Source organism: Amycolatopsis ultiminotia, assembly GCF_039536925.1.
GTDB lineage: Bacteria > Actinomycetota > Actinomycetes > Mycobacteriales > Pseudonocardiaceae > Amycolatopsis > Amycolatopsis ultiminotia.
Map to the genome: position 1 here is coordinate 450,571 of NZ_BAAAZN010000001.1, position 26,202 is coordinate 476,772.

The 26,202-nt window shown below is 72.0% G+C and carries 12 protein-coding genes and 1 pseudogene; 7 read left to right on the forward strand and 6 right to left on the reverse strand.

Translation table 11 applies throughout. From position 1 onward, the window contains the following. Positions 1-35 precede the first annotated feature (35 nt). On the forward strand, positions 36-668 hold the full coding sequence (locus ABD793_RS02115; protein ID WP_344854641.1) for a VC0807 family protein: 633 nt from the start codon (positions 36-38) through the stop codon (positions 666-668). Here ABD793_RS02115 and ABD793_RS02120 read toward each other — a convergent pair. Continuing rightward, positions 640-2,175, reverse strand: coding sequence for an FAD-dependent monooxygenase (locus tag ABD793_RS02120; protein ID WP_344854644.1), 1,536 nt, complete (start codon positions 2,173-2,175; stop codon positions 640-642). The two genes, ABD793_RS02115 and ABD793_RS02120, sit on opposite strands and share 29 nt — an antisense overlap. 51 nt (positions 2,176-2,226) lie before the next feature. Between ABD793_RS02120 and ABD793_RS02125 the strand changes: the two genes are divergently transcribed. Both ABD793_RS02125 and ABD793_RS02130 read left to right on the forward strand, forming a co-directional pair. Next, on the forward strand, positions 2,227-2,964 hold the full coding sequence (locus ABD793_RS02125) for a TetR/AcrR family transcriptional regulator (protein WP_344854646.1): 738 nt from the start codon (positions 2,227-2,229) through the stop codon (positions 2,962-2,964). A gap of 154 nt (positions 2,965-3,118) precedes the next feature. Beyond that, positions 3,119-4,033 carry an SDR family oxidoreductase gene (locus ABD793_RS02130; protein WP_344854649.1) on the forward strand — a complete coding sequence of 305 codons (915 nt, stop codon included), beginning with the start codon at positions 3,119-3,121 and terminating at the stop codon, positions 4,031-4,033. A 181-nt stretch (positions 4,034-4,214) separates the two neighbouring features. On the opposite strand, the gene ABD793_RS02135 is transcribed toward ABD793_RS02130, so the two are convergent. Further along, complete coding sequence (locus tag ABD793_RS02135) at positions 4,215-5,615, reverse strand: polysaccharide pyruvyl transferase family protein (protein WP_344854651.1); 1,401 nt, start codon at positions 5,613-5,615, stop codon at positions 4,215-4,217. Beyond that, the gene (locus tag ABD793_RS02140) at positions 5,612-6,136 is read right to left on the reverse strand and encodes an OmpA family protein (protein ID WP_344854653.1); all 525 of its coding nucleotides are present in this window, start codon (positions 6,134-6,136) and stop codon (positions 5,612-5,614) included. Before ABD793_RS02140 ends, ABD793_RS02135 begins: the two co-directional genes overlap by 4 nt. A 402-nt stretch (positions 6,137-6,538) precedes the next feature. On the opposite strand from ABD793_RS02140, the pseudogene ABD793_RS02145 reads away from it, so the two are divergent. Then, positions 6,539-12,322, forward strand: a pseudogene (locus ABD793_RS02145) (SDR family NAD(P)-dependent oxidoreductase); the annotation flags it as partial. Then, on the forward strand, positions 12,319-13,533 hold the full coding sequence (locus ABD793_RS02150) for a cytochrome P450 (protein ID WP_344854657.1): 1,215 nt from the start codon (positions 12,319-12,321) through the stop codon (positions 13,531-13,533). The pseudogene ABD793_RS02145 and the gene ABD793_RS02150, both read left to right, overlap by 4 nt. Positions 13,534-13,580: 47 nt before the next feature. On the opposite strand, the gene ABD793_RS02155 is transcribed toward ABD793_RS02150, so the two are convergent. From ABD793_RS02155 to ABD793_RS02165, 3 genes are all read right to left on the reverse strand, one after another. After that, entirely contained in the window at positions 13,581-16,304 is a 2,724-nt protein-coding gene (locus ABD793_RS02155) for a GH92 family glycosyl hydrolase (RefSeq protein ID WP_344854659.1), read from the reverse strand. 248 nt (positions 16,305-16,552) lie between these two features. Further along, positions 16,553-17,410 carry a 5-deoxy-glucuronate isomerase gene (gene iolB / locus ABD793_RS02160; RefSeq protein ID WP_344854661.1) on the reverse strand — a complete coding sequence of 286 codons (858 nt, stop codon included), beginning with the start codon at positions 17,408-17,410 and terminating at the stop codon, positions 16,553-16,555. Beyond that, on the reverse strand, positions 17,407-18,276 hold the full coding sequence (locus ABD793_RS02165) for a Cgl0159 family (beta/alpha)8-fold protein (RefSeq protein ID WP_344854663.1): 870 nt from the start codon (positions 18,274-18,276) through the stop codon (positions 17,407-17,409). The genes iolB and ABD793_RS02165 overlap by 4 nt, the downstream gene beginning before the upstream one ends. A gap of 88 nt (positions 18,277-18,364) precedes the next feature. On the opposite strand from ABD793_RS02165, the gene ABD793_RS02170 reads away from it, so the two are divergent. Both ABD793_RS02170 and ABD793_RS02175 read left to right on the forward strand, forming a co-directional pair. Next, positions 18,365-19,174, forward strand: a complete 810-nt coding sequence (locus ABD793_RS02170) for a GntR family transcriptional regulator (protein WP_425548643.1) — start codon at positions 18,365-18,367, stop codon at positions 19,172-19,174. Positions 19,175-19,498: 324 nt separating this feature from the next. Beyond that, positions 19,499-26,194 carry an SDR family NAD(P)-dependent oxidoreductase gene (locus ABD793_RS02175; RefSeq protein WP_344854667.1) on the forward strand — a complete coding sequence of 2,232 codons (6,696 nt, stop codon included), beginning with the start codon at positions 19,499-19,501 and terminating at the stop codon, positions 26,192-26,194. Positions 26,195-26,202 lie beyond the last annotated feature (8 nt).

Genomic DNA, 26,202 nt, shown 5'->3' on the forward strand with positions numbered 1-26,202 from the left:
TGTAACGGACTAACAGGTCGAGCGGAGGGGACGTGATGACGAAGCCGGGTTTCCGGACTGCCCTGCTGGAGGTGGCGGTCTCCATCGGCGGGTACTACCTGCTGCGTGCGTTCGGGGTGGCGGTGTTCTGGGCGCTCACCGGTCCCGCGATCGTGGTGGGGCTGGTCGCCGTGGCTGCCACGGTGCGGCGTCGCCGGATCGATCTGATCGGGCTGCTGGTACTGGTCGAGCTGGTCACCACGAGCACGCTCTCCCTGGTGACGCAGAGCCCCCGCGTCGCGGCACTGCGCGAGGTGGCCTACGTCCTCGTGGTCGGGGTGTTCTTCCTGGTGACGCTCTTGCGTGCGCCGGTCACGCACGTGAGCGCGGCGTCGGTGGCGACCTTCGGCGATCCGGCAAGGGAGCAGGCGTTCGAGCACGCGTGGCGGGCGGTGCCGAAGTACCGCCGGTGGCAACGGATGCTCACCGCGATACTCGGCCTGCTCCTGGTGGTCTCCTCATTCGTGCGGGCCGGAATCCTTTTCAGCGCGCGGGATTCCGGCATCGCGCACGCGGTGGATGTGTCCAATGTGGTCTTCTTGGTGATGCTCGGCGCGGCGGTCGTGACCAGCGCTGTGCTGATCCGGGTGCCGCGGCGGATCATCGAACAGCTTGCGGCGAAGACCTGAGCAGGGGTGGTTCCGCAGTGCCGTGGAGGTCTGCCCAGTAGTCGGTCACACCCTGGGCACTGCCGGTGATCAGTCCGAGGTAGCCGTCCGGGCGGATCAGGACGAGGGAGCCGTCGGGAACGTCGTAGGCGGCCCGGAGGTGCCCGTCGTGGTCGACCAGGGTGCGCTCGCCGGCCGCTTCGGCAACGCGGTAAGTGTGCACGGCCGGATCCACCGGGCACTCCGCCGCCGCGCCGAACGACAGAAGTGTCCAGTGTGGACCCTGGGACAGGTCGAACAGCCGGATCACCCGGCCCGCTGCCGTGCTGACGGGGGCGTCCGGGGCGCGGTCGCCTGCCTGCAGCGATCCGGGGGCGGCGCGCTCGTCGCGGGAGAGCGGGCCGCCACGGTAGTTCAGCGCGAGGCCGTGCACTTCCGGACCGCGGACGTGCGCATCGTCGTCGCCTCGCTGGTGTTTCCGCAGCAGAGCGGTGCTGATGTCGAGTGCGGTGCGCGCGGTCGACATCCGCTCCGGCTCGTAGCTGTCCAGCACCACCGGCGCGGCGCCGGTCAGTGCGGCGGCCAGCTTCCAGCCGAGGTTGTGCCCGTCCTGGATGCCGGTGTTCATGCCCTGGCCGCCGGTCGGCGGGTGCACATGCGCGGCGTCGCCGGCCAGCAGGACCCGGCCGTCGCGGAACCGCGTGGCCAGCCGGGTGTTCGACCGCCAGGTGGTGTGCCAGGTGATCTCCCGCAGCACGATGTCCGCGCGGCCGGACGCCGTGGTGATCTGCCGCTGCAGGTATTCGCGGATCGGCTCGTCGTGCACCGGCGGCCGGGCCGCCACGACGAACAGGTCGGTGCCGGCCAGCGGCACGATCGAGACCGGCCGGTCCTCGCCGGGCCAGATCCGGCCGTGGTCGCGGCCGATTCCGTCCACCCGTGCGTCGGCGAACAGCATGGTGGTGCTCTCGTCGGTCTCCCCGGGGAAGTCGATACCGAGGCGTCTGCGCACCGTGCTGGGTCCGCCGTCCGCGCCGACCAGATATCGGGCGCGCACGGTTTCGCCGGTGGACAACGTCGCGGTGACGCCTTCGGCGTCCTGCCCGAAATCGGAGAGCCCGGTCGGCTGCTCCACGCGCCCGCCGAGTTCGGCCAGCCGTTCGCGCAGGATCTCCTCGGTGCGGAACTGGGGTACGAACCAGGGGTTCGGGTACGGCACGGACGGGGCCGGCTCGGTCGGCTCGCTCATCCGGCCGGTCCAGACGACCTCGCCGCCGCGGTAGGCACGCATCTCGATGCCGAAGTCACCTGCCGCGAGTATCCGGTCGAGGACGCCGAGGCCGGCGAAGACTTCCAGGGTGCGCGGCTGGATGCCGTCCGCGCGCGAGCCGCCGAAGAACGCGGCCGAGCGGTCCACGAGGCGGAACCGCACGCCGCGGACGGCGAGTTCGCAGGCCAGCGTGAGGCCGGTCGGACCGGCTCCCGCGATGAGCACGCCGACGTCGGCCGAGGCAGTTGTTCGTAACATGTACGTCCCCTTCGTACGTTGTACTAACAAAGCTAGCGGTACAGTGTACGAATGGCAAGCACGGAGGAACCTGCCCTGCTCTGGACCCGTCCGGAGCCGGGCACGCGGCGGCCGAAGTTCACCCGCGACGGGATCGCCTCGGCCGCGCTGGCGATCGCCGACCGGGAGGGGTTCGCGGCGGTCTCGATGCGCCGGGTCGCCGCCGAGCTCGGCGCGGGCACCATGACGCTGTACTACTACGTGCGCACCAAGGACGAACTGGTGGCGCTGATGGACGACGCGATCATGGGCGAGGTGCTGATCCCGGCCGCGGAGTTCCCGGACTTCTGGTACGACGCGCTGACCGCGGTCGCCGAGCGCACCTGGGAAGTGCTGAAGCGCCATCCGTGGGCGATGCAGGCGCTCCGGGGGGTCTCGCCGGGGCCGAACGCCATGCGGCACGCCGAACAGTCCTTGGCCGCGCTGGCCACCACCGGTCTCGACGCGGCGGCCAAGGTCACCTTGCTCGGCGTGGTCGACGACTACGTACACGGCAACGCCTTCCGGGCTGCCGAGGTTCACGCGGCGCGCGAGGCCGCCGCCAACGAGGAGGCGGCGCAGTTCGCGCGTTCGCAGTTCGAAACCGGCGAATTTCCGCACAGCGAAGCCTTGTTCGGCGGCCGGGACGGCACGGAGGTGCTCCCGGAGATCCTCAGTGGACTGTCCGAACGCGACCGATTCCGGCAGGGCCTGGCGATGCTGCTGGACGGTGCGGCGGTGCGGCTGAAACTCGCCCTGCCCGGGAATTGACGGGTCGCCGAAGCGCTCACGTGCCCGCGGGTGGGGTGGTACCGGCCGTGGCCGGAGCCGGCCGTGGGTCGTGCAGAGGCCGTGCCGGGTTTGCCGGTCCGGGCGGGGTTGTGCGGCGGTGGCCCGGGGTGCGGTCGTGCACCATACTGGGCACATGCGGTGGCCGCCGGATCTTCGGGACCGGGTGGCGCTCGTCGCGGGTGCCACCCGGGGTGCCGGGCGCGGGATCGCCGTTGCACTGGGGGAAGCGGGCGCGACGGTGCTCTGTACCGGGCGCAGCAGCCGGACCGGTCCGTCGCGTTCGGACTACGCCCGTCCGGAGACCGTCGAGGAGACCGCGGAACTGGTCACTCGCGCCGGTGGGACCGGGATCGCGTATCCGGCCGATCACCTCGAGCCGGACGAGGTACAGCGGCTGGCCGCGTACCTGCGGGCCGAATACGGCAGGCTCCACGTGCTCGTCAACGACATCTGGGGTGCGGAACGGCTGAAGGGCGGCCCTGCGGACTGGAACACCCCGGTCTGGCAGCACGATCTCGACGCCGGCCTGCGCATCCTGCGGCTCGGCGTCGAGACGCACCTGATCACTTCGCACCACCTGTTGCCACTGCTGATCGCCGAACCCGGTGGTCTGCTCGTCGAGGTCACCGACGGCACCGCCGCGCACAACGCGCAGCTGTACCGCATTTCGGTGTTTTACGACCTCGCGAAGGCAGCGGTGAACCGGCTGGCCTTTTCGCAAGGGCACGAACTCGCGCCGCGCGGGGCGACCGCGGTCGCGGTCACGCCGGGGTGGCTGCGGTCGGAGATGATGCTCGACAACTACGGCGTCACCGAAGAAAACTGGCGTACCGCACTCGTCGAGGACCGCGCCGACGGGCTGCCGACCGCCGCGCCCGGGTTCGCGCAGTCCGAGTCGCCCCGCTACGTCGGCCGCGGGATCACCGCGCTGGCCTCGGACCCGGACCGGGCCCGGTGGAACCAGCAGTCGGTCACCTCGGCGGACCTGGCGCGGGAGTACGGATTCACCGACGTGGACGGCCGACGTCCCGACAGCTGGACCGGCTGAGCACAGCAAGCTGGCCGGTCGGCTGGGCCGACTCAGCGCAGTGCGCGCGCGGGTCGGCTGGGAACTCGGCGTGGTGTGTGGGCGGGTCGGCTGGGAACTCGGCGTGGTGCGTGGGCGGGATCGGCTGGGCTGACTCGGCGTGGTGCGTGGGCGGGGCGGGAATTCGGTGGTCGGTCGGAAGTCAGCGCAGTGCGCGGGACCAGCGGGAGCGGCGTGCTGCGGCCGGTGGAGGGGCAGGTGTGCCGTACACCTTCTCGGCGACCGTGCGTTTCGCTTCCCTGCGTCCGCGCCGGACATCGTCCGGGAAACCGGTGCCGGACGGGCGTTTCGGCGGGGTCCGCGCACCGGCGTCCACCATCGACCAGCCGGACCCGAGTTCGATCAGGCTGCGGTGTTTCGTCGTGTAGTAGCCGGGGGAGACGTCCACTGCCACACCGGTCGCGCCTGCTGCGGCCGCCACCAGGTGCGGGTGGTAGCGGCTGGAGATCCAGGTCTGTCCGGCGGCCACCGGGAGCCCGTGTGCCCAGACATCGCGGAACGGGTGGAACTGCGCGCCCGGCAGTTCGTCGTCCAGCAGCGCCGGCACCACCCGGTCGACCCGCGGGATTCCTTCCACGATCGCGAGTTCGCCGGAGGACACCTGCCAGGTCCGCAGCAGCTCGAGCGCCTGCGCGGCGAGCACGGCCGGTGCCTCGCCGCCGATGTCGGACTGCAGGCACAGCACGAACTCCCGGACCTCGCCGGTGGCCGCCGGATACGGTTCGAGGAAGGCGTCGTCCGCCGAACAGTCCGCCTCGCCGAGCAGTTCGGCGGACGGTTCGTCGCGCACATCCACCACGTCGAAGCGTTCGGCCAGCGACCGCAGCAGATCGGTGCTGCCGGGCGGGCACGGCACCAGCCCCTGCCCGGTCATCGCGGTCCGTGCCCCGGACCGTTCGGCGGCCGCGAGCGCGCCCGCGAGCAGGCCGAGGTGCCGGGGCCAGAGCGCGTTGAGGTAGCCGCCGCCGATCAGGTGCAGCACGTCGATCCGGCCGAGCAGGCCGATACCCGCGTCCCAGCGCGGGGCGAGCCCGGGGTCGTGGACGGCCGCACCCACCCAGGCCGTGACCTCCCGCGGATCGTCCGACGGCGCTTCGCCGCACAGCCGCCACAGGGTGTCGGTGCAGCGCAGACCGGGGTGCAGGCCCTCGAGCAGTACCTGGGCCGGACCGGGGGAGTGCGTGTCGAGCCAGACCTCGGCGCCGGGCTCGGTGCGGGCGAGGTAGCGCAGCCAGTTCGCGGCGATCAGCTCGTCGCCGAAATTGGGGAAGCCGGCCGGTCCGATGAGGTAGTGCCGCCGCGGACGCGCCGGCGGGTGACCGGCCGGATCCGGCCGGCCACCCGCCTCGGCAGGCACGGCGTGCCGCTGCGGCACGCCGGACCGGTCACCCGCCTCGGCCTCGCGGTTCGCGAGGAACTGCCGAGTTTCCCCGGACCGGTCGCCGGTTTCGATGCGATACCGGAGCTGCCCGGAGCGCTGTCCCGTTCCGTCCTCGTGGTCCGCGCGCCGGAGCCGGGCAGCGCTGCCTGCGCGCTCCCTCACGAAGTGGCGCTGAACTGCGTTTCCAGTGCCTGTGCGCCTTGTGCCTTCTCGTTGCCGGTCGCCTCGGTCTGGATGCGGTCCTTGCCCAGACCGGCTTGTTCGAGTTCGGACGAGATGGCCTGGGCGCGCTTTTCGGAGAGCTCCTTCGACTGCTGCGCATCCGAGTAACCGGCGTGGGTTTCGACCTTCAGCTTGACCGCGTTGCCCTGCAGGGCTTTCGCGATCGCGGCGAGGGTCTGCTTGCTCTCGGCGGTGAGCTCGGTCTTCTCCGTGGTGAACGTGATCGGCGCCTGCTGGGTCGCCTGCTGGATGGCCGTGTTGGCCTGCTGGACGGCTTGGTCGTCCGCCCCGCCCTGTGCGTTGTCGCCGGATGCACCGGCTCCGCTGGAGGAGGGGGCGGCCGTGTTCTGCCCGGAGGATCCGGAGGAATCCGAAGAATCCGATCCCCCCGACCCGCAGGCGGTCACCAGCGCGGCCACCAGTGCCGCACCCGTCACTGCCTGAACCAGTGTCTTGTGCATAACAGTTCGCGCTCCCTTTGGCTGTGCTTCGGGGGTGTGCACCCGGGATCGGACCACGGGCCCGGCCGGGCGGCAACTCGCACCGGACTGCGTGCTCGTCCGGTGAAGGAGTCACCGAATGCGGCCTCGAACAGGGGGCCGGCGGATCTTGGGCGGACCTGCGGCGTGGCCGTACCAGGACGGATATCCACCCGGTTGAGGGAGCTCGGACGGGTTCGCTCGCCCTGTGCATCCATTGTGGACGAACAGCAGTCCACAATGGAGTGTCTGCGAGCAGTGTATAACGTTCTATTCAGCACGGCTCGAGGCATCCTCATTGTGGGGTGGGTTAGGGGGTGGCAAGGAGGAGGCCCGCACATAACGTCGAGCCGGTCACGCCGCACTGCTAGCCCTGGGGGGCCGTTGAGCGAGTCCGATCGCAGCCTGGTGGCTGCGCTGCGCGCGTCGTTGAAGGAGAACCATCGGCTGAAGGACGAGAACCGCAGGCTCGCCGGTTCGCGTCAGGCGCCGGTCGCGGAGCCGATCGCGATCGTCGGGGCGGCCTGCCGGCTGCCCGGCGGGATCGCCACCCCCGAACAGCTGTGGCGGCTGCTCGCCGACGAGGGTGATGCGATCGGCGGATTCCCGCAGGACCGCGGCTGGGACCTCGCCCGGCGTTACGACCCCTCCGGTGCCCGGCCGGGGTCGATCGCGGTGCGGGAAGGGGGATTCCTCCACGGTGCGGCGGAGTTCGACGCCGGGTTGTTCGGGATCAGCCCGCGGGAGGCGATGCTGCTGGATCCGCAGCTGCGGCTGCTGCTGGAGACCGGCTGGGAGTCACTGGAACGGGCCGCGATCCCGCCGCGCTCGCTGAGCGGCAGCCGCACCGGGGTGTTCGCCGGGGTGATGTACCACGACTACCCGGGCAGTTTCGGCGCGTCCGGCATGGTGTCCGGCCGGGTGGCCTACACGTTCGGGCTCCAGGGGCCGGCGATCACCGTCGACACGGCTTGTTCCTCCTCTCTGGTCACCGTTCACCTGGCGGCACAGGCGCTGCGCGCGGGGGAGTGCGAACTCGCGCTGGCCGGCGGGGCGACGGTGATGTCCACGCCGCGCACCTTCGTCGAGTTCAGCCGGGACGGCACGCTCTCCCGCGGCGCGCGCTGCCGGAGCTTCGCCGAGTCCGCCGACGGTCCGGCATGGTCCGAGGGATGTGTGACGCTGGTACTGCAACGGCTCTCCGACGCCCGGCGGAGCGGACGTCCGGTGCTCGCGGTGATTCGCGGCAGCGCGGTGAATTCCGACGGTGCGTCCAACGGCATGACCGCACCGAACGGCCCGGCCCAGCGCCGCGTGATCCGGCAGGCACTTGCCGACGCCCGGTTGTCCGCCGCGCAGGTCGACGTCGTGGAGGCGCACGGTACGGCGACCCCGCTCGGCGATCCCATCGAGGCGCAGGCGCTGCTGGCCACCTACGGTGCGGACCGGGCCGGTGCGGCGCCGCTGCGCTTGGGCTCGCTGAAATCCAACCTCGGGCACACCCAGGCCGCGTCCGGCGCCGCCGGCCTGCTCAAGCTCGTGCTGGCGATGCGGCACGAACTCCTGCCGAAAACCCTGCACGTGGACGAGCCGAGCACCCGGATCGACTGGTCCGCGGGTGAGGTCGAACTGCTCACCGAGCCGGCCCCGTGGCCGCGCGGGGAGCGCCCGCGCCGCGGTGCGGTCTCCAGCTTCGGGCTGAGCGGGACGAACGCCCACGTCGTGCTGGAGGAAGCGGCTGCCGTCGAGGAGACTTCGGCAGCCGGCGATCGCGTGGCGGTGCCGGTTCCGCTCAGCGGGCACGATCCGGCGGCCCTGCAGGCGCAAGCGGAACGGCTGGCCGTGCGGCTGCGGGAGGAACCGGGACTCCGTCCGGCGGACGTGGCCTGCACGCTGGCGAACGGCCGCACGCACTTGGCGCACCGGGCGGTGGTCGTGGCACGGGACCGGGAGGAATTGCTCGCCGGGCTCGCCGGCCTCCCGGCGCGGGTGGCCCGGGGTGAGGCGACCCTGGCATTCCTCTTCTCCGGTGCCGGTTCGCATCGGCCCGGGATGGGCGAGGGACTGGCCGCCGCGTACCCGGCGTTCGCCACCGCCTACGCCGCTGCTTGTGCGGAGCTGGACCGGCACCTGGACCGTCCGCTGCGCGAGGTGATCGCCGATCCGGCCGCACTGGACGAGTTCCGTTACAGCCAGGCCGCGTTGTTCGCGATCGAGGTCGCGCTTTTCCGGCTGGCCGAATCGTGGCGGCTGGTTCCCGATGTCCTGTGTGGACACTCGGGTGGCGAGCTGGCGGCCGCGCACTGCGCGGGGGTCCTCTCCCTCGCGGACGCAGCGGAGCTGGTCGTCACGCGGGCCACGCTGATGCAGGCGCAGCCGGACGGCGCGATGATGGCGATCGAGGCGGAACCGGAGGAATTCACCGAGGATCCGGTGGAGGTCGCGGTCGTCAACGGTCCGCGCGCGGTCGTCGTGAGCGGGCAGGAGCCGGCGGTGCTGGCCGTCGCGGCGCGGTTCACCGCAGCCGGACGGCGGACGAAGCGGTTGCGCGTCCGGGTCGCCTTGCACTCCCGGCTGATGGAACCGGTGCTGGCGCCGTTTCGGGCGGTGGCGGCTCGGATCCCACAGGCCAAGCCCGCGGTGCCGGTCGTCTCCACCGTGACCGGTGCGCTGATCGAGTCCTTCGATGCGGAGCACTGGGTGCGCAACATCCGCCGGCCGGTCCGGTTCTCCGATGCAGTCCGCACGCTGGAAAGCCTGGGTGTCAACCGGTTCTTCGAGCTCGGTGCAGACGGGCCGCTGACCGCGATGCTGCCCGACGTCCCGGTGGCCGTGGCCGCATTGCGCCGTGCCGTACCGGAGGACGTTGCCCTGGCCCAGGCGATCGGGGAGCTGCACGTCCACGGCGTTTCCGCGCACTGGCCGGCGGTCTTCGAACCACGCGGCGCCCGGATCGTCGACCTGCCGACCTACCCGTTCCACCGCGAGCGGTACTGGCTGTCCGCCTCGGACGAGCCGGGCGACTTGTCGGCCACCGGCCTCGACCCCGCCGGGCACCCGCTGCTGGGCGCCGCAGTGCCGCTCGCCGACGAGGACGGTTTCCTGCTGCACGGTCGCCTTTCGACGGCGACACACCCGTGGCTGTCCGGACACACCGTCGACGGCTCGGCCCGGTTTCCCGGCAGCGGTTTCCTCGAACTCGCCCTGCGTGCGAGCGAGGAGGCCGGTGGCGCACAGGTCCGGGAGCTGACCGTGCACACCTCCCTGGTGCTGGATGAGGACGGGGTCCGGGTCCAGGTACGTGTCGGCGCGCCGGACGAGGCCGGTGCGCGCCCGCTGAGCATCCACGCCCAGGCCGGCGACACTTCGTGGACCCGCCACGCCGACGGCGTGCTGGCACCCACCGGCTCGCCACCCGTCGACGGCTCGGCCGGCTGGCCACCCGCCGGCGCGGAGGAGATCGACCTCGACGGGCTGTACGAGCTGCTCGCCGAGCAGGGTGTCGAGTACGGGCGGCTGTTTCAGGGGATGAAAGCGGTGTGGCGAAGCGGTGCCGAGATGTTCGCCGACGTCGCACTTCCGGAGTCCGCCGGGCTGGAAGCTGCCGCGTTCGCCCTGCACCCGGCGCTCGCCGAGTCGGCTTTGCCGGCCATCGGCCTCGGCCGGACGACGAGTACGGTGGCACTTCTGCCGTCCGCCTGGTCCGAAGTGGATCTGTGGACGACGGGCGCTTCCGAACTTCGCGTGCGGGTGAAACCGCTGGCGGAGAACACTGTCTCGCTGTCTTTTTTCGACCACGAGGGCACTCCGGTGGCGACGGTCGGTTCCCTCGTGCTGCGCCCGGTCGACCGTGCACCGGGGGTCGCGCCGCGGACCGGAGCACTGTTACGTCCTGAATGGACCAAGGCCACACTGTCCGGCGCGAGTGCGGACGACGTCTGCACGGTGCCGGTCGTGCCGGGTGGTGATGCCGTCGCAGCACAGCGTCAGATTCACCGGGCCCTTTCCGCCCTGCGCACCGGACTCGCGCAGGAGCGCCGGATCGTGGTGCTCACGCGCCACGCGGCCGGACGCCCGGGTGAGCCGGTGGACCTCGCGGGTGCAGCGGTCGCCGGGATGGTCCGCTCCGCGCAGAGCGAGCACCCGGGCCGGATCGTGCACCTGGACACCGACGAAACCCCGGACGGTGCACTGCTCGCCGCGGTGGCAGGCGCGGACGAACCGGCGATTGTCGTGCGTGGCAAGGAAACCTTGCTCCCCCGGCTCACCGAGGTCGCCCTCGGTCCCGCGGCAGGCGCGGAGTGGGGAGACGGCGCGGTGCTGATCACCGGCGGCACCGGACAGCTCGGCCGGCTGGTGGCGCAGCACCTGGTCCGCCGGCACGGCGTGCGCCGCCTGGTGCTGGCGAGCCGGCGCGGGCGCGGTGCCGGCGACCTGGTCGCCGAGCTGGGTTCGCTCGGTGCGCGGGTCGACGTGGCCGCCTGCGATCTCGCCGACCGGGCCGCGGTCGCGGCGCTGCTGGCCGCGCACCCGGTGAGCGCAGTCGTGCACGCGGCGGGCCTGCTGTCCGACGGAATGCTGACCTCGCTGACCCCGGACCAGGTCGACGCGGTGTTCACCGCCAAGGCCACCGCTGCCTGGAACTTGCACGAGCTGGCCGGTGACGTGCGGGCGTTCGTCCTGTTCTCCTCCGCCGCAGGGCTGCTCGGCGCACCGGGTCAGGCAAACTACGCTGCCGCGAACGCGTTCCTCGACGCGCTCGCCCGGCACCGGCGTGGCCTCGGACTGCCGGCCCAGTCGCTGGCCTGGGGGTTCTGGAATTCCGGCGAACGCACCGATGGCCTCACCGCGGAAGCCGGCCTTGCCCTCTTCGACGCGGCACTCGCCGATCCCGCGCCGGTCCTCGCGCCGTTGCGGCTCGGCGCCTGGGGTTCCCAGGACGAAATCCCCGCCCTGCTCCGCGGGCACGTGCGGGTGCCGCGGCGGGCCGGCGGTTCCCCGGCCCGCCGATTGCGCCGCACCCCGCCGGACGAACGCCGGGACCGGCTGCGCGAACTGGTCGGCGCGCAGGTCGCCGCGGTACTGGGGCACCGCGAAGACCTCGAGCCCGACGATGCGTTGCCCGGTCTCGGCTTCGACTCGCTCACCGCGGTCCAGCTGCGCAACCGGCTCGCCGAGCTGACCGGCCTGACCCTGGGTGCGACGCTGGTGTTCGACCACCCCACGGTCGCGGAACTGGCCGAATTCCTGAACGAATCGTTGTCGGACGCCCGGCCGGAGCCGCCGCGAACGGCGCCGGAGGGACGCACGGAGGAACCGGTGGCGAAGCTGTTCGCGGAGGCGGTGGCCGCGGGCCGGGTTCCGGAAGGGATCGTCCTGCTCGGCGCCGCCGCGAATCTGCGCCCGTCGTTCTCCCGCTCGGCGCTGCCCGCCGGGCACCGGCCGGTGCGGCTCGCCGACGGACCACGGCGCCCCGCGCTGCTGTGCGTGCCCTCGCCCGCCGCGATGACCGGCGCCGTCCAATATGGACGACTCGCCGGCCCGTTCCGCGGGAACCGCCGCTTCGCCGTGCTTCCGCTGCCCGGTTTCTCCGCCGACGAGCCGCTTCCCGCGGACTTCGAGACGCTCCTCGCGCTGCTTGCGGACCGGGCACGGGAAGCGGCCGGGGACGAACCGTTTGCGGTGCTCGGGTATTCGGCAGGCGGGCTGCTGGCCGAGGCGCTGGCGGCAGAGCTGGAGCGCACCGGCCACCGTCCGGCCGGGCTGTGCCTGCTCGACACCTACGAGACCGGCGGGCCGGCCGACGCGGCGGTGCAGGCCATGGCCGCGGAAATCCTGATCCGTCAGGACGGTGCCGGGTTCGACCGCGCGCAGCTGACCGCGATGGGTCGCTACCTCAGGTTGCTCGCCGGCGCTGCACCGCGAACGGTTCGCGCCCCCACCGTGCTGCTGCGGGCCGCGCGCAGCTTCGGGGCCGCCGCCGGCGAAGCGTGGCAGACGACGTGGTCACGGGCGGACCAGGTGGAAACCGTGCCCGGAGACCACTTCAGCCTGGTCTCGGAGGATGCCGCAAGCACCGCGGCAGCCCTCGCCTGCTGGCTGGACACCGAGGCAGCCGCGCCCGAACCGACTGTGGAAACCGTTACCGTGGTGGGGAGTTCGTCGTGACCAGTGGAGTGTGCCCGTACCCGTTCGAGCCGTCGGCACTCGCCGTCGATCCGAAGTACGTCGAGATGCGCGAGGAGGGGCTCACCCGCGTGCGGCTGCCGTTCGGGGGTGAGGCCTGGGTCGCGACCCGCTACGAGGACGTGCGATCGGTGCTGTGCGACCGACGGCTGATGCGCAGCCTGACCGTCGGGAAGGACGCGCCGCGCGGTACCGAGGCGATCGAGAGCGAGAACTCGATCATCACCATGGATCCGCCCGAACATTCGCGGCTGCGCCGTCTCGTCGCGGCCGCGTTCACCCCGAAACGGGTGGAATTGCTGCGGCCGCGCATCCAGGAACTCGCCGACCGCCTGATCGACCGGATGATCGAACAGGGACCACCGGTGGACCTGGTGCCCGCGTTCTCCATCCCGCTGCCGATCACCGCGTTGTGCGAACTGCTCGGCGTCCCGCGGGCCGACCACGACCAGGTGCACACCTGGACCGACACCATGCTGATGCTCAGCGGCGACGCCGCCGGCCACACCGAGATCATGACCGCGCAACGAGAACTGTGGGGCTACATCGCCGGGCTGGTCGCGCAGCGCCGGCAGACCCCCACCGACGACCTGATCGGCGCTCTGGTCCGCGCCCGTGACGACGAAGGCAGGCTCACCGAGGGCGAGCTGATCGACCTGTCCGGCGGGATACTGGCGGTCGGCCACGAGACGACCGCCAACCACATTTCCAACCTGCTCTACACCCTGCTGACCAACCCGGACCAGCTCGCCCGGCTGCGTGCGGAGCCGGAGCTGATGCCCTCGGCGGTCGAGGAACTGCTCAGGTTCGTCCCGCTGGGCGCAAGCGCCAGCTTCGCGCACATCGCCGCCGAGGACGTCGAGATCGCCGGGCAGCTCGTGCGCAAGGGCGAGGCCGTCTTCGCCGATCCGGACGCGGCCAACCGGGACGCCGCGGTGTTCGACCGGCCCGAGGAGCTCGACCTCGCCCGCAGGCCCAACCACCACGTCGGCTTCGGCCACGGCCCGCACCACTGCCTCGGCGCGCAGATGGCCAGGCTGGAACTGCAGACCGCACTGGCCGCGCTGCTCGGCCGCTTCCCGGACCTGGCGCTGGCGGTCGACCCGGCCGAGGTGACCTGGCAGAGCGGCCGCCGCCAGCGCGGCCCGGTGCGGCTGCCGCTGACCTGGACGACCGCGCTGCCCGCGCGGTGAGGACGGCGCTGCCCGCGCGGTGAGGACGCGGGCAGCGCGTCGGTCGGTCACCGGGCCGGTGCGGTGACCTCGACCGGCACCGAACGGGTCACGGTGTTCGCGCCCAGGCCGATTGCCTTGACCTGTAACGGATATTTCCCGGCCGGCGTGCCGGCGGGTACGGTCACGGTGATCGGCACCGTCTGCTGCGTCGGCAGCCGTCCGGAGCGCAGCAGCTGCACCGGCTGGTTGCGCACCTGCCAGCCCTTCGGTGCGGTGGCGGCCACCACCGTCGGCTGCACGGCCGGGCTCTGCCCGAGCACGTCCAGGTTCAGGTGCACCTGCTGCTCGCCGGGCTGTGCCGGGATCGTCACCGACGCCGGGCGCAGTGTTGCGTCGACGTGCCGGCGCGCATCGCCGGGGGAGGTGTTGACCGACGGCGGTTCGTCGCCCGGCGACGTGCCCCACTTCGACGGTTCCGAGCCGAGCCGGTGGGTGAGCGTGCCGCCGCGGGCGACGGCAGACCAGTCCAGCCAGGTCTTGCCGACGTCCCGGCCGTCGAGCGACACACTCTGCACGTACCGGTTGGTGTCACTGGCACCCGGCGCGGACACCGTGAGCGTGCCGCCCTGCCGGGCACCGTACTGTCCGATCCGGACGGTCGCGGACTCGAACTGCGGACTGGACACCGCGAGGAAGTTCGCGCCGCTCATCGTCGGATACAGCCCGAGCGAGGAGAACACGTACCACGCCGACATGGTGCCGAGGTCGTCGTTGCCGGTCATACCGTCCGGTCCGGTGGTGAACAGCGTCATCGCGGCCCGGACGACGGTCGCGGTCTTCGCCGGGTCGCCGACCCAGTTGTACAGGTACGGCGCGAGCAGATCCGGTTCGTTGTTGGGGTTGTAGGTCGGCTTGGCGTAGTAGTCGTACGGGCTGGCGATCCAGTCCTTGCGCGCGGTGCCGGCGGGATCCTTGAGCAGGTTGTCGTAGGCGAAGAAGTCGTCGAGCCGCTGTTCGGTTGCCGGTTTGCCGCCCATCAGCGAGACGAGCCCGGCCGGATCCTGCGGCACGAGCCACTGGTACTGGTAGGCACCGCCCTCGTGGAACTGCTGATCGGCGTCGACCGGGTTGTACGGGGTGAGCCAGGTGCCGTCGGTGGTCCGCGGCCGGAACTGCTGGATCGAGGAATCCCACAGGTTCCGGTACCACTGGCCGCGATCGGCGAACATCCGTGCGTCGCCCTGGTGGCCGAGGCCCTTGGCCATCAGCGACAGTGCCGCGTCGGCCGCGGAGTACTCCATGGTCGCCGACGCCGGGTGCTCGCAGTCGTTGTCGCCGCCCTTGTCCGCGCAGTCCTTGCCGAGGGTGAGTCCACTCGGGACGTAGCCGCGGTCGTTGTAGTGGGGCACGCCGGAACGTCCGTTGTAGGGCGAGTCGGCCGGGGGAGTTTCGGTCGCGTTCTTCTTGAGCAGCGCGTAGGCCTCGTCCTCGTGGCCGGCGAGCAGGCCCTTCGACCACGCCTCGACGAGGAACGGGGTCACCGGGTCTCCGGTCATGATGTTGGTTTCGCTCTCCGCGAGAGCCCACCGCGGCAGCCATCCGCCGTCCCGTCCGATCGCGAGGACGGACAGCGCGACATCTCGCGCCACTTGGGGTTCCAGCATTTCGAGCAACTGGTTCTGCGGACGATAGGTGTCCCACAGCGAGAAGTTCTGGTACGGCGTGTACCCGTTCGCCGGGTGCACTTTGCCGTCGAACCCGGTGTAGCTGCCGTCGGTGTCGCCGGCCAGGTTCGGGTGCAGCTGGGCGTGGTAGAGCGAGGTGTAGAACGCCGACTGCCGCTCCTCGGTGCCACCGCCGATCTTGATCCCCCCGAGTTTGTCCGCCCACTGCCGGTTCAGCGCGGCGCGGGTGGCGTCGAAGTCGTAGCCGTCCCCGGTTTCCGCGGCGAGGTTCTTCCGTGCCCCGTCGAGGCCGGTGTAGGACAGCCCGACCTTGGCCACGACGTCCTTGTCCTGCGTGGCGTCGAAGCTGGCCCAGGCGCCGTTGCCGCCGGTGCCCGCGGCGTCGCGGCTGCCGGCGGTCGGCGTCGAACCGCGCCAGGTGCCGAAGGAACCGAACGGCCGGTCGAACGTCGCGGTGAAGTAGACGGTGTGCTCGTCGTGCCCGGCGCAGAACCCGCCCGCGCGTACCCGGCCTTCGACGGTCCGGTCGCCGACCACGTGGATTTCGGAGTCCTTCACGGACTGGTTGGCCTGCCCGGTGTTGAACAGCACGTTGGCCGCACCGGTCGAGGGGAAGGTGTAGCGCTGCCAGCCGGTGCGCTGGGTCGCGGTGAGCTCGGCGTTGATGCCGTACTTCTGCAGCCCGACGCGGTAGTAACCGGGTTCGGCGTGCTCGTCGTCGTGGCGGTAGGCGGATTTGTAGGCGTCTTTGTCGACCGAGTCGACCGCGCCGGTGGTGGGCATGATCGGCAGCTCGCCCATCACACCGCAGCCGACGCCGGAGAGGTGGGTCTGGCTGAAGCCGTAGATGGCGTTCTGCTGGTAGTCGTAACCACCCTGCCCGCCGGTGTCCGGACTGACCTGGACCATGCCGAACGGGGCGCTGGCACCGGGGAAGGTGTTGCCGAAGTTCTGCGTGCCGACGAAGGGATTGACCAGGGACACCGGATCCGCGGCCGGCGCGGCGTGCGCGGCCTGCGCGGTGGTCATCCCGGCGACCCCCGTGCCGGCGACGACCAGCGCCGCGGCCGCCACCGCGGCCATCCGTCTGCTCTGCGACCGCATGGACGCACCTCCAGGAAACTGACAACGTTGTCACCGGTCGAACCGGTCGTCCGGCCGGGGAGAAGCTTGTCACCCCGCGGCGCGTTTGAGAAGCCCCGAACGGCCGCCATGCGGTGCGAGGACGGCGCCGGCACCGGTGCTCTTGCCGGGGCTGTGCGGCGAAGATCGGCCCGCTCTTCGCCGAGCCGCCCGGGGAGTCCACATCGGACTGATCGGCGAGCAGTGCGGCCGCCTGACCGTCGTGGTCGCTACCGGGGTCGCCCGGGGGTGTGCCGGTTCCCGAACGGCAGGCGCGGGTCGACGTCCTGGGATTCCCAGGTGCCGCGTACCCAGGCGTGCGCCGGGTCGTCGCGGATGAGCCAGGCGCGGTCCGGTCCGGGGCCGGCCATCACGTTGAGGTAGTACAGGTCGTAGCCGGGTGCGGCCATGGACGGTCCGTGCCAGCCGTGCGGGATCAGCACCACGTCGCCGGTGCGCACCTCGGCGAGCACTTCGATCGGCCGTTCGGCGGTGCCGTAGACGCGCTGGTACCCGATCCCGTCTCCGCCGACCTCGAAGTAGTAGATCTCCTCCAGCTCGCTCTCGCCCTCGCGGGCTTCGTCGTGCTTGTGCGGCGGGTAGGAGGACCAGTTGCCGCCCGGCGTCAGCACTTCGCACACGAGCAGCCGGTCGGCCTCGAAGGTGTGCGGCAGGCAGTAGTTGTTGACCTGACGGCTGCAGGTGCCTGCTCCGCGCAGTTCGCTCGGCACTGCCTCGGCCGGTCCGTAACGGGCAGGCAGCCGGTTCGCGGTCTTCGCCGAGGGCAGTGCGAACCGGCCGCGCCCGGTGATCTCCACCTCGGAATCCCTGGGCAGATAAGCGAAATCGGTCACCGCGTCGAATACGCCGGACCGGCCGGCCAGGGTGAAGGTCTCCCCGTCGACGCGGACCGTGCAGCCGCCGGACAGCGGGAGCACCAGCGCCTCGGAGTCCGCTGTGGACAGCGTGTGCGTGCCGTCGAGTTCGAGCACGCGCAGGCCGGAGTACCCCCAGCCGGCCGACTCCGGCGTGACGACCAGGCTGAACGGCGGGTCCGCGGTGCTGCCTGCTTTCCGGTAGTGGTTCACAGCAGCCCCACCGCCGTGTCGACCGCCTTGGCCACGTCGCCGTCGGGCGGGTAGAGCAGCGCCCTGCCGACCACCAGGCCCTGCACGGTCGGCAACGCGAGTGCCTGCTGCCACGCGGCGAACGCCGCGTCCGCGTCCGTGACCTCTCCGCCGAGCAGCACGGCCGGCAGGGTCGACGCCGCCAGTACGCGCTCCATGTCCTCGACCACCGGGAGCTTGAGCCAGGTGTAGGCCGACGAGCGACCGAGACCGGAGGCGATCGTGATCGAGCGGATCACCGCGTCCGGGGAGAGGTCGTTGCCGAGCCGTCCGTCGGACCACACCGACAGGAACGGCTCGACCAGTGCGAGAAGCCTGCGCCCGGCGAGTGCGTCGATCGCCCGCGCGGTGTTCTCCAGTGCGCCGGGGGTGGCCGGGTCATCGAGGCAGATCCGGGTCAGCATCTTGCCGCCGTCGAATCGCATCCCGGCGATCGCCTCGGCGTCGTAGCCGGCGAACCGGTCGTCGATCTCGAAGCTCGAACCGGCCAGCCCGGTGCGGTTCATCGAGCCGAACACGGTCTTGCCGTCGAGTACGCCGAGCAGCAACAGGTCGTCGAGCACGTCGGCGGTGGCCAGCACACCGGTGACCCCCGGGCGTTCCAGTGCCAGGCACAGCCGCTCCAGCAGTGCCCCGCGATCGGCCATGGCCTGCCGATCGCCGCCGACCGCGTTCGCACCGCGCGCCGGGTGGTCCGCGGCGATGATCATCGTCCGGCCCTTGGCGTTGAACGGCGACTTCGCGCGGACCCGTGCGGCCGCCGCCTCGGCGATCGCCTCCGGATCGTGCACCCGTTTGGCGACGATGCGCGCCACCGTGTCGGTCACTGATCCCTCCGGGCTTCGGTTCGGCCTTCCGCGGGCACTGCGCAGCGACCCTGCCAGCGGATTCGGCTATTTGTCAAGACATACGGACATGACGTCATCGCAACCAAGGTGGTGCACCGGTAGGCTCCGGACGGTGAACACCAGCCCGGTCTGGGATCCCGCCCGCGAGATCGTGGTGGACCCGGACAGTCCCGAGCCGCGGTACTTCCAGGTCGCGCGGCAGCTGCACGCGGCGATCGAGGGCGGCAGGCTGCCTGCCGGGACGAGGCTGGCCACCGAACTCGACCTCGCGGCGAGCCTGCGGCTGTCGCGCCCGACCATCCGGCAGGCCATCCAGTTCCTGGTGAACCAGGGACTGCTGGTGCGCAAGCGCGGGGTCGGCACCCAGGTCGTGCGTACCAAGGTCGCCCGCCCGCTGCGGCTGAGCAGCCTGTTCGACGATCTGGCCGGACTCGGTGCCTCGCCGCGCTCGCAAGTGCTGGTCAACCAGGTCGAGCCGGCCGACGCGGACACCGCCGCGCTGCTGGAGGCACCCGGGCTCGCCCGCGTCCGCCGGCTCCGGCGGATCCGCTCCGCAGGTGGCGAACCACTGGCGGTGATGAACAACTACCTTCCGGACGGCCTCGTCGACCCGGCCGACGAGGACCTCCGCGACCACGGGCTCTACCAGCTGCTGCGCTCGGCGGGCCTCCGGCTGCATTCGGCTCAGCAGGAGATCGGTGCGCGCCTGGCGACCGCCGAGGACGCCGCACTGCTGCACGAACAGCCCGGCGCCGCGTTGCTGACCATGCAACGCACCACCTACGACGAGACCGGCCGCGTCGTGGAGTACGGCAGGCACGTTTACCGGGCGTCCCGGTATTCGTTCAATCTTTCCCTCACGAATGGGTTGCGGTAAAGCCGGATCGCCGCGACGATGCGGTGGCAATCTCGAGGCGCTCCTCAAGGGGGCCTCGAAGGCTTCGTGATGTTTGTGTATCGGCGGAGTGACCGGGAACGCACCCGAATCCTCGCACCGCCGAGGACCGGACGGGTGACCAGCGAGGATGCCGGTGCCCTCGGTTACGGGAACATTTCCCGTTCTCACCCTGCTGGGCGGATATTCACTTCCGGGACCTGAGACCCCGTTGATCCTGTTCGCACACTGGGCTAACTTGCGGAGCCTGTTAACCCGATCGGGGGCATCCCCGGTGAATGCAGCCTGAATGGAACGGAGGGGTCGGTGGGGACGTCGGCGTTGACCGCGGGGACACAGCCTGCGCTCGTGCTGGGATTCAGCCCGGTCGGCGAACCGGACGCCCGGCTGGTCGCGGCGGTGGCCCGCGGTGGCGGGCTCGGCGTACTCGACCTCGGCACCGGCGACGCGCGGGCGCGCAGGGCGCTCGAGCTGGCGGCGGAGTGGACGCCCGGCGCGTTCGGCGTCCGGGTCGGTCCCGGTTGCCGGCTCAGCCCGGCCGATCTGCCCGCGGCGGTGGACACCGTGGTGCTCGCCCGCGGCGCGGAGTGGTCCGGGCTCACCGGCTACCGCGTGCTCGCCGAGGTGACCGATCTCGCGCAGGCCCGGCAGGCGGCAGGCTGCGACGGCGTGCTGGCGCGCGGGCACGAGGCCGGGCCGGGAGCGTCCGAGCTGAGCTCGTTCGTGCTGCTGCAACAGCTGGTCGAGCACCACGCCGGACCGGTGTGGCTCGGCGGCGGGCTCGGCCCGCGGACCGCGGCGGCGGCCGTCGCGGCCGGCGCGAGCGGGGTCGTGCTGGACCGCCAGTTCACGCTGTTGTCCGAAGTGGACACATCGGGCACACCCGACGAATTGCTGGCGCCGATGTTCGCCGAGCGGTTCGGTCAGGTCGATCGCGCCGTCCGTGCGGTGCGCGAAGCGATCCTCGCCGTGCCGGGGACGGCACCCGCATCGCTGGGCCCGGATTCGCCGCTGGCCCAGGTGACCGGGGCCGAGCTGCCGATTGCGCAGGGCCCGATGACCCGGGTGAGCGACCGCGCCGCCTTTGCCGCCTCCGTCGCGGAAGAGGGCGCGCTGCCGTTCGTGGCGCTCGCGCTGTCGAATGCCGAGCAGACCCGGACGTTGCTGGCGGAGACCCGGGACGCGATCCCGGACCGTCCTTGGGGTGCAGGCATTCTCGGTTTCGCACCGGAGGAGCTGCGTGCCGCGCAGCTCGCGGCGATCCGTGCGGTGAAGCCCTCGTGCGTGATCGTCGCGGGCGGCCGCCCGGCGCAGGCCGCGGCACTGGAGGCGGAAGGCATCCAGGCGTTCCTGCACGTGCCCTCACCGGGTCTGCTGCGCCAGTTCCTCGATGCCGGTGCGCGCAAGTTCGTCTTCGAGGGGGCCGAATGTGGTGGGCACGTCGGCCCGGCCGCGAGTTTCCCGTTGTGGGAAGCGCAGATCGACGTGCTGATCGAGCACCTCGACGCGCATCCCGGCGACGAGCTGCACGTCTACTTCGCCGGGGGAGTGCACGACGCGCGCTCCGCGGCAGCGGTCGCGGTGGCTGCCGCGCCGCTGGCCGCCCGTGGCGCCGGGGTCGGCGTGCTGATGGGCAGTGCCTACTTGTTCACCCAGGAGGCGGTCGACGACGGTGCGGTGCTGCCCGCCTTCCAGCGTCAGGTGCTCGCCGCCGAACGCACCGAGCTGCTGGAGACCGCGCCAGGACACGCCACCCGGTGCGTGCACAGCCCGTTCGTCAGCGAGTTCCGCGAGCTGCGCGAGACGCTGCGGGCCCGCGGCCTGCCCGATCGCGAGGTGTGGGAAGAACTGGAGCAGGCCAACGTCGGCAGGCTGCGGATCGCCAGCAAGGGCATCCGCCGCGACGGTGCGGAACTGCTCTCGGTGGACGAGCCGGGACAGGTCGAGGCCGGGCTGTACATGGCCGGGCAGGTGGCCGTGCTGCGCGCGGAGGTCACCACCGTCGGTGCACTGCATCGCGCGGTGACCGAGGGCGCACGTGAGTTCCACGAACAGCGGGCCGCGGACCTGCGGACCCGTTTCGGCATCGCCGAGCCGTCCGGTACCGAGCCGCCGGCACCGCTGGACGTAGCGATCGTCGGGATGTCCGCGATGTTCCCGCAGGCGCCGGACCTCGCCACGTTCTGGGCGAATGTGCTCGGCGGCGCGGACGCGGTCACCGAGGTGCCCGCGCACCGCTGGTCGCCGGAGATCTACCACGGTGAGGGCGACGGGCGGACCCCGTCCAAATGGGGCGGTTTCCTGCCCGCTGTCCCGTTCGACCCGCTGGCGTACGGCATTCCGCCGTCCTCGCTGGCCGCGATCGAACCGGTGCAGCTGCTGGCGCTCGCCGCGGCCGACCGTGCACTCGCCGATGCCGGGCTCACCGACGGCGGGTTCGACCGGACCCGGACCAGCGTCGTGTTCGGCGCCGAAGCGGGCAGTGACCTGTCCAACGCGACCGTGCTGCGCACCGTGCTGCCGAGCTACCTCGGGCAGATCCCGGACGAGCTCGACCGGCAGCTGCCGCGGATCACCGAGGATTCCTTCCCCGGCATGCTCGCCAACGTGATCGCCGGGCGGATCGCCAACCGGCTCGACCTCGGCGGCGCGAACTACACGGTGGACGCGGCCTGTGCGTCGTCGCTGGCCGCGGTCGACGTGGCGTGCAAGGAACTCGTCAACGGCACCAGCGACGTCGTCCTGTGCGGCGGCGCGGACCTGCACAACGGCATCAACGACTACCTGATGTTCTCGTCGGTGCAGGCGCTTTCGCCGACCGGGCGCTGTCACACGTTCGACAGTTCGGCGGACGGCATCGCACTCGGCGAGGGCGTGGCGTGCGTCGTGCTCAAGCGGCTCGCGGACGCCGAACGGGACGGCGACCGGATCTACGCGGTGGTCAAGGGCGTGGGCAGTGCGAGTGACGGCCGTTCGCTCGGCCTCACCGCTCCGCGGCCGGAAGGCCAGCGCGCCGCGCTGGAACGTGCCTACCGCAACGCGCGGCTTTCCCCGGCGTCGGTCGGGCTGGTCGAAGCGCACGGCACCGGCACCGTGGTCGGCGACCGCACCGAGCTGACCACGCTCAGCTCGGTCTTCACCGAGGCGGGCGCGGTGCCGGGCAGCTGCGCGATCGGGTCGGTCAAATCGCAGATCGGGCACACGAAGTGCGCGGCAGGCCTGGCCGGGGTGATCAAGACCGCGCTCGCCCTGCACACCGGGACGCTGCCGCCGACCCTGCACGTGCGGGAGCCGAATCCGGGCTGGGACCGCGAAGCGAGCCCGTTCGCCTTCCGCGGTGCGGCCCGGCCGTGGGCGGTCCCGCCGGAGGATCGCGTCGCCGGCGTGAGCGCGTTCGGTTTCGGGGGCACGAACTTCCACGTGGTGCTCACCGCGGGACCGGCCGGTGCGGCGCCGCGGCACGCGGCCGACGAGTGGCCGGCCGAGCTGTTCCTGTTCGGTGACAACCGGGTGGACTGGCTGCTCGACCTCGTCCGCTCCGGCCCGGCGCGGCTGCGGGACCTGGCCGCGACCGCCGCACGGCGGGCGGCCCGTCGCGGCGGGCCGGTGCAGGCCGCGGTGGTCGCGTCCACTGTGCAGGAACTGGCCGAGCTGTTGCCGCGGCTGGCGGCGGGGGAACACGATCCAGGTGCGGGCCTGTTCCAGGCAGGCGAGGTGGCAGCAGGCAAGCTGGCCATGGTGTTCCCCGGGCAGGGCAGCCAACGGCCGGGGATGCTCGCCGACCTGTTCGTCGCGTTCCCGGAACTGCAGCACTACCTGCGGTTGCCCGGAGCGCCCGCGGACGAGATCTTCCCGCCTGCCGCGTTCGGCAGCGAGGCTGCGCATGAGCAGCGGCTGCGGGACACGCGAGTGGCGCAGCCCGCGCTGGGCGTGACCGGTCTTGCGGTGCACCACTTGCTGTCGCGGCTCGGGGTCCGGCCGGATCTGCTGGCCGGGCACAGCTACGGCGAGCTGGTGGCGTTGTGCGCCGCGGGTTCCTTCGACGCGGCGACCTTGCTGCACCTTTCCGGTGCGCGTGCCGACGCCATTCTCGATGCTGCGGGAGAGGATCCCGGCACGATGGCGGCGGTCAGCGCGACGGTCGAGCAGGTGCGCGCGGCGCTCGGCGATCTCCGGGAGGTGGTGATCGCCAACCACAACGCGCCCCGGCAGGTGGTGCTTTCCGGGCCGGTGGCCCCGGTGGACCGTGCCTGTGCGGTGCTGCGCGAGGCCGGCTTGTCCGTGAAGCGGATTCCGGTGGCGTGTGCGTTCCACAGCCCGGTGCTGCACGGTGCCGGCGCGCGGTTCGCCGAAGTGCTGGCCGCGGCGGACGTACGCACGCCCGAGCTGCCGGTGTTCGCGAACCGGACGGCCGGGGTCTACGGCGACGCGGTGCGGGACGAGCTGGCGGCGCAGATCGAGGCACCGGTCGGGTTCGCGGCGGAGATCGAAGCCATGTATGCCGCCGGTGCCCGGGTGTTCTGCGAGGCCGGCCCGGGGAAGGTACTGTCCCGGCTGATTGAGGCGATCCTGGGGGACCGTCCACACACGACGGTCGGCTGTGACGGCGGGTTGCGTGGTTTTCTCGGTGCACTGGCGACCTTGGCCGTGTCGGGGGTTGCGGTGGACGCCGGATGGCTCTTCCGCGGCCGGGACGCCGCCGACGTCGGCAAGGGGCTGCCGAAGCGTCCGAAGTGGACCGTGGACGGTCAGGCGGTGCGCACCGCGGACGGAGACTACCTGGCAGGCGGGCTCGTCCCGGCCCGCCGGATCGAAGCGTTGACGACGGCTGGAGGACAGGGAACGCCGATGAGCGAACGGGAAGAGCTGATCCGCGAGTTCCTGCGCACGAGCCGGGACCAGGTCGCGGCACAGCGGGACGTGCTGCTGACCTACCTCGGTGCCACGGCCGGCACAGTGCCCGCCGCACCGCCGGTGGTCGCTGCGCCGGAGCCCGCGCGGTTGGCCTCGCCGGAACCGGTGTGGTCGTCGCCGTCGCCGGAACCGGCCGCGGACTTCGTCCCGGCCGCCCCGCAACCGGCGGGGGATGTGCTGGGCACGGTGGTCTCGGTGATCGCCGACCGGACCGGCTACCCCGCGGAGATGATCGAACCGGGCCTCGATCTGGAAGCGGATCTGAGCGTCGACTCGATCAAGCGCACCGAAATCGCCGGCGAACTCGCCCAGCGGCTGCCGTTGCCCGCCGGTGCGGATCTCGAAGACCTGGCCCGCCTCCGCACGACGTCGGCGATCGCGGAGTGGTTCTCCGCTGCGGACGCGCCGTCGGGTGATCAAGCCGCCACGACGACCGGCGGCGCGGAACCCGGCCAGGGTGCAGCGGCCTTCGCCGCACCCGCGGTTTCCGCAGGCGTGGACGATGTGGCGTCCCGCGCAGTGGCCGGTTCCCCGGGCGGCGGCAGTGCCGAGGGCGGAACAGCGGTGGCCGGGACCGACGCGGTCGCCGGATCCCCGGCCGGATCGGCCGGTGCGGCCGACGCGTTCGCCGGTTCGGTGCCGGACGGCAGCGCCGGCACCGGGATCGACGCAGCCCCCTCCGGTATCGCTCCCCGGCGGTTCGTGCTCGAGCCGGTTCCGTTGCCGGACGGCGAGATCCGCTCCGGGGACCAGGTGCTGGCCGGGCAGTCCGTCGAGCTCGTCGGCGGGACCGCGGCGCTCACCGAAACTCTCGGTGCGGCGCTGGCGCGCAGCGGTGCGGCGCTCGAGCCCGGCACCGCGGACACCATCGTGCACCTCGAACCGCTCTCCGGCACCGACGCCACGCTGCCGGACCTGATCCCCGGGTTGCGGGAGGAGCTGGCACGCGGGCCACGCCGGCTGTTCGTGCTCACCCCGCCCGGCAGCGACGCGTTCGCCGGGCTGCGCGGGCTGTTCCGATCGCTGGCCCGCGAATACCCCGGCGTCGACCTCCGCGCGATCGAGCTCGACGGGCCTGCCGATCTCGTCGTCCGCGAGCTGGCGGCGCCCGGTGCCGCGGTGGTGCAGGCCACCGCCACCGCACGCAGTGAACTGCAGCTCACCGCTGCGCCGTTCGGTGCGCTCGCGGCCACCGGCGCGGGTCCGGCCGGCGACGGTGCTGCGGAGGCGGCCGCACTCGGGCTCGGTCCTGATTCGGTGCTGTTGTTCGTCGGCGGGGGCCGGGGGATCACCGCGAGGGCCGCCCGCGCGTTCGCCGCGACCGGCTGCGCGATCGAGCTCGTCGGACGTACGCCGCTGCCGTCGGTGCAACCGGAACCGGCGGTGGCCGGCGCCGCCGACCTGCCCGCGCTCCGGCGCGTCCTGGCAGGGCAGGGCGTGGGCGGGCCGGCCGAGATCGAGCGCGCAGCCCGGCTCGTGCTGGCCCAGCGTGAGGTCTCGGCGACGCTGGACGCGTTGCGTGCCAAGGCATCCAGCGTCCGCTACCACACCGCGGACGTGCGCGAGGACGATGCGCTGCACCACATCGTCAAGGAGATCCACGCCGAACACGGCAGGCTCGACGGAGTCGTCTACGCGGCCGGGGTGCTCGACGACCGGCTGTTCGCGGAGAAGGATCCCGAGTCGTTCCGCCGGGTCTACGGTACGAAGGTCGACGGGGCGCGGGCATTGCTGGCCGCACTCGACACGCTGCCGCAGCAGCCCGGGTTCGTCGTCCTGTTCGGCAGCATCGCCGGTGCGCTGGGCAACCGCGGCCAGACCGACTACGCCGCGGCGAACGACGCACTGGAAACCCTCGGTGCCGCTTGGGCGGCGCGCAGCGGACAGCGTGCGCTCACCGTCCACTGGGGACCCTGGGCGCCGGACGGCACGCACGGCGGCATGGTCTCGCCCGAACTGGCCCGCAGCTACGCCGGGCGCGGGATCGAGCTGATCGACCCGGACGAGGGCACCGCCGCGCTGCTGCGCGAGCTCGCCTGGGGCGACCCGCGGCTGACCGCGGTCGTGCACACCGCGTCCGGCTGGTGACGGTGGCC

Bases quoted from the DNA above. Each gene is read 5' to 3' on its own strand.
- ABD793_RS02120 (WP_344854644.1), bottom strand. From the start codon at position 2,175: ATGTTACGAACAACTGCCTCGGCCGACGTCGGCGTGCTCATCGCGGGA.
- ABD793_RS02115 (WP_344854641.1), top strand. From the start codon at position 36: ATGACGAAGCCGGGTTTCCGGACTGCCCTGCTGGAGGTGGCGGTCTCC.
- ABD793_RS02125 (WP_344854646.1), top strand. From the start codon at position 2,227: ATGGCAAGCACGGAGGAACCTGCCCTGCTCTGGACCCGTCCGGAGCCG.
- ABD793_RS02130 (WP_344854649.1), top strand. From the start codon at position 3,119: ATGCGGTGGCCGCCGGATCTTCGGGACCGGGTGGCGCTCGTCGCGGGT.
- ABD793_RS02155 (WP_344854659.1), bottom strand. From the start codon at position 16,304: ATGCGGTCGCAGAGCAGACGGATGGCCGCGGTGGCGGCCGCGGCGCTG.
- ABD793_RS02170 (WP_425548643.1), top strand. From the start codon at position 18,365: ATGACGTCATCGCAACCAAGGTGGTGCACCGGTAGGCTCCGGACGGTG.
- ABD793_RS02140 (WP_344854653.1), bottom strand. From the start codon at position 6,136: ATGCACAAGACACTGGTTCAGGCAGTGACGGGTGCGGCACTGGTGGCC.